Here is a 3447-nt window from a genome sequence, read left to right on the forward strand (position 1 = left end):
GCATCCGGCGGAACGTGGATTTCCTTGATGCCGACCAACGCGCCCCGCCCGAACGGCAGGTTGATGGTGGTGCGGTCCCAGTTCTTGAGCCGGACGAAGCGGCTGGTCGCCATCGCAAAAGGCATGATCGGCCGCCCCGATTCCCGTGCCAGCATGATGATGCCGAGCCCAGCCACGCGCGAGCGCTTGGGGACGTCAGCGGTCAGCGCGACATTACAACCGTCCTCGAGCGTCCGCACCATTTCCTTGAAGGCACCGACCCCGCCTTTGCGGTGAAACGCGCCGCCATGGTCGCCGGAGCCGCGGATGGTGCCGATGCCGAGCCGCTCGGCGGCAATCGCGTTGAACTCGCCGTCGCGGTGACGGGAGATCAGGACCCTGGCCTTGTACCAGTCCTTGTTCTTGATGAAGGGGGTGAGGAAATGCTGGCCGTGCCAAAAGGCGAAGATCGCCGGGATCTGCGGTTCGACGCGGTCATAGACGTCAGGCGGATCGAACGTGAATGTGTTCGTCCGCCAGACCAGACGCAGATATTCGGCCGCCAGGATTCCGACGGCACGCTGAACGAAGCTGCTCCTCAGCGTATTGCGAAGCAGCTTTTTCAACGCGCCGGTTCTTGATTCGGGTCGAGCAGCCGGTGGAGATGGACGATGAAATAGCGCATCTGCGCGTTGTCGACCGTGCTCTGCGCCTTGGCGCGCCAGGCGGCGTGCGCGGTCGCATAGTTCGGATAGAGGCCAACGATCTCAACGTCGTCGAGGTTCTTGAAGGTGTTGTGCTCGAGATCGACGAGCTCGCCGCCGACGACGAGGTGGAGCAGTTGTTGCGGGGCACTATCTGGCATCGGTTCTGTTCCTAACGGGCTGCCCGGCAAAGCAGTGTTCGACAAGCACGAGAAAGCGCTTCACGGCAAGGGGCGGTTTCGAAAATGCGAGACAATGTTCGCATGACGATCGCGACCCGCTGCCACCAGCACCCCATGCGTGACTTGCCGGCGGTTATAGAGGATGGGATCTCCGGAGAGATCGCTCATCCTACCATCGGCTTCCTGCACGATCAAATCCGCCGCCGCAAGGTCCCAATCATGACTGTTGCCGCCCGCAAAAGCCGCATCCAGCGCGCCATGAGCGACCCGGCACAGACGCAGCGCGAGCGAACCGATTCGCGGATGCAGCTTGATCTCGCCCAGTGACGGCTTCAGGCGCTCGACCAGGGGCTTCGGACCCGCGACCCGCGAGAAGTCAAGCTCGGATCCCGACGTCGCCCGCACCGGCACCTCGTTGAGGGTCGTGCCCTGGCCGCGGGCGGCGAAAAAGAACTCTTCGCTCGTCGGCGCGAACACCGCGGCCAGCACTGGCGAGGCATCCTCGACCAGCGCCACGCTGACGCACCATTCGTCATGGCCATTGAGATAGTTGCGGGTGCCGTCGATGGGATCGACGATCCAGGTCATCCGCCGCGACAGCCGCACCTCGTCGTCGGCGCTCTCCTCCGACAGCCAGCCATAGTCGGGCGTCGCCGCGCGCAGGCGCGCTTCCAGGAGATCGTTGACGGCAATGTCGGCTTCCGAGACCGGCGAGGACGCGCCCTTGGTCCACTTCTTCAGCTCGGTGCGGAACATCGACTGCGCGAGTGCGCCCGCCTCCCGCACCGTCTCTTGCAGCAGCGCCGCGTCGCGCGTCAGGATGGCTTCACCGGTTGCGTTCGCGTCAACGTCCGCCAAGCGTCAAACCCTCGATGCGCACCGTCGGCGCATTGACGCCGTAGCGGAACTCGAGATTGTTCGCCGGCTGCATCGACCTGAAGATCTCGAACAGATGGCCGGCGATCGTCACCTCGCTCACGGGATAAGTGAGTTCGCCGTTCTCAATCCAGAAGCCGGAGGCGCCGCGGCTGTAATCGCCGGTGACGCCGTTGACGCCCGAGCCGATCAAATCGGTGACGTAGAACCCCTGCTTGATGTCGGAGATCAGCTCGGCCGGCGTCGGCGTGCCGGGTTCAAGATGCAGATTGTACGGGCCGGGTGACGGCGAGGAGGACACGCCGCGGTGGGCATGGCCGGTGGTGGTGAGGCCGAGCTCACGCGCGGTCGCGCAATCGAGCAGCCAGGTCGTCAGCACGCCTTCGTCGATCAGCGCGATCTTCTTCACGGCGACGCCTTCGGCGTCGAACGTCTGCGAGCGCAGGCCGCGTTTGCGCAGCGGATCGTCGATGATGCGGATGTTGTTGGCGAACAGCTGCTGGCCGAGCGTGTCCTTCAGGAAGCTGGTCTTGCGCGCGATCGAAGCGCCATTGATGGCGCCGACGACGTGACCGACCAGCGAGCCCGCGACGCGCGGATCGAACACCACAGGCAGCTTGCAGGTCTCGACCTTGCGAGGATTGAAGCGCGCCACGGTGCGCTCGCCCGCGGAACGGCCGACGATCTCCGGTGACAAGAGGTCTACACCATGCGGCGCCGAGGTGAAGTCGTAGTCGCGCTCCATGCCGGTGCCGTCACCGACAATGGCGGTGGCGGAGATGCCCTGGCTGGACCGCAGATAAGAACCGTGGAAGCCGGTGCTGGTGACGAGCACCATGCCGCCCATGCCGGCGGAGGCCGAGGCGCCGCCGGATTTGGTCACGCCCTTCACACCAAGCGCCGCAGCCTCGGCTTCGAGCGCGCGACGCTCGAGTTCCGAGGTCGCGGGCACGTCAGGGTCGAGCAGATCGAGATCGGGGAAGTCGCGCGCGAGCAGTGCCGGATCGGCAAGGCCGACATATTTGTCGTCGGGCGCGACGCGCGCCATCGCAACCGCTCGCTCGGCAAGCTTGGTCACGGCATCGCCGCTGGTATCATTGGTCGAGACCACCGCCTGACGGCGGCCGACCAGCACGCGCAGGCCGACATCGTCGCCCTCGGACCGTTCGGATTCCTCGACGCGGCCGTCGCGGACCTCGACGCCTTGCGAGACGCCACGCACGGCGACTGCATCGGCCGCATCCGCGCCGGCGCGCCTTGCAGCCTCCACCAGCCGCTGCGCGAGATCGGAGAGCGCAGACTGGTCGAACAGGTCGCGGCTGGCTGTGGACGAATCCTTGGGCGAAAGCGTCGAGCTTGGTGAAGGGTTCACAAACGAAATCCTGTTGGGGCGGGCTGCGGGACCGGAACCCACAGATGTGCCCTGATCGCGCGGACTTCAAGCATTTTCAGCCCACCAAAAGCTCAGATTCGCACCTTGCGCGCAACGTCTCGTCAATCATGCGCGCCAAGGTCTTGTCAATCATGCGCGGCGGTGAGGTTGGATTAACCAGCCTTTTTAAGCGGTTTCGGAAAGGCTCGCGCTAAGGTCCTCGCATCGACCGGGAACATAATCCTGGCGGGGAGAACTAAAGCCGTGAGGCGTCAAACAGCAACAAGCGGGATCGCTCCCGCCGGGTCGAGCCGCTCCCTGCGGCTCGACCCCC

The 3447-nt window shown here is 64.9% G+C and carries 4 protein-coding genes; all 4 read right to left on the bottom strand.

Annotation, left to right across the window (positions count from 1 at the left end; genetic code table 11):
• Window positions 1–605 (bottom strand): lysophospholipid acyltransferase family protein (locus tag IVB32_RS07470; protein WP_247410058.1); only part of this gene is annotated, 605 nt, incomplete at its 3' end.
• Window positions 602–844 carry a DUF4170 domain-containing protein gene (locus IVB32_RS07475; RefSeq protein WP_007596929.1) on the bottom strand — a complete coding sequence of 81 codons (243 nt, stop codon included), beginning with the start codon at window positions 842–844 and terminating at the stop codon, window positions 602–604. The genes IVB32_RS07475 and IVB32_RS07470, both read right to left, overlap by 4 nt.
• A 60-nt stretch (window positions 845–904) precedes the next feature.
• Window positions 905–1723, bottom strand: coding sequence for a 3'(2'),5'-bisphosphate nucleotidase CysQ (locus IVB32_RS07480; RefSeq protein ID WP_018453448.1), 819 nt, complete (start codon window positions 1721–1723; stop codon window positions 905–907).
• Complete coding sequence (locus tag IVB32_RS07485) at window positions 1710–3113, bottom strand: TldD/PmbA family protein (protein ID WP_247369076.1); 1404 nt, start codon at window positions 3111–3113, stop codon at window positions 1710–1712. Before IVB32_RS07485 ends, IVB32_RS07480 begins: the two co-directional genes overlap by 14 nt.
• Between the last annotated feature and the right edge of the window lie 334 nt (window positions 3114–3447).

Source organism: Bradyrhizobium sp. 23 (assembly GCF_023073295.1).
GTDB classification, from domain to species: domain Bacteria; phylum Pseudomonadota; class Alphaproteobacteria; order Rhizobiales; family Xanthobacteraceae; genus Bradyrhizobium; species Bradyrhizobium canariense_D.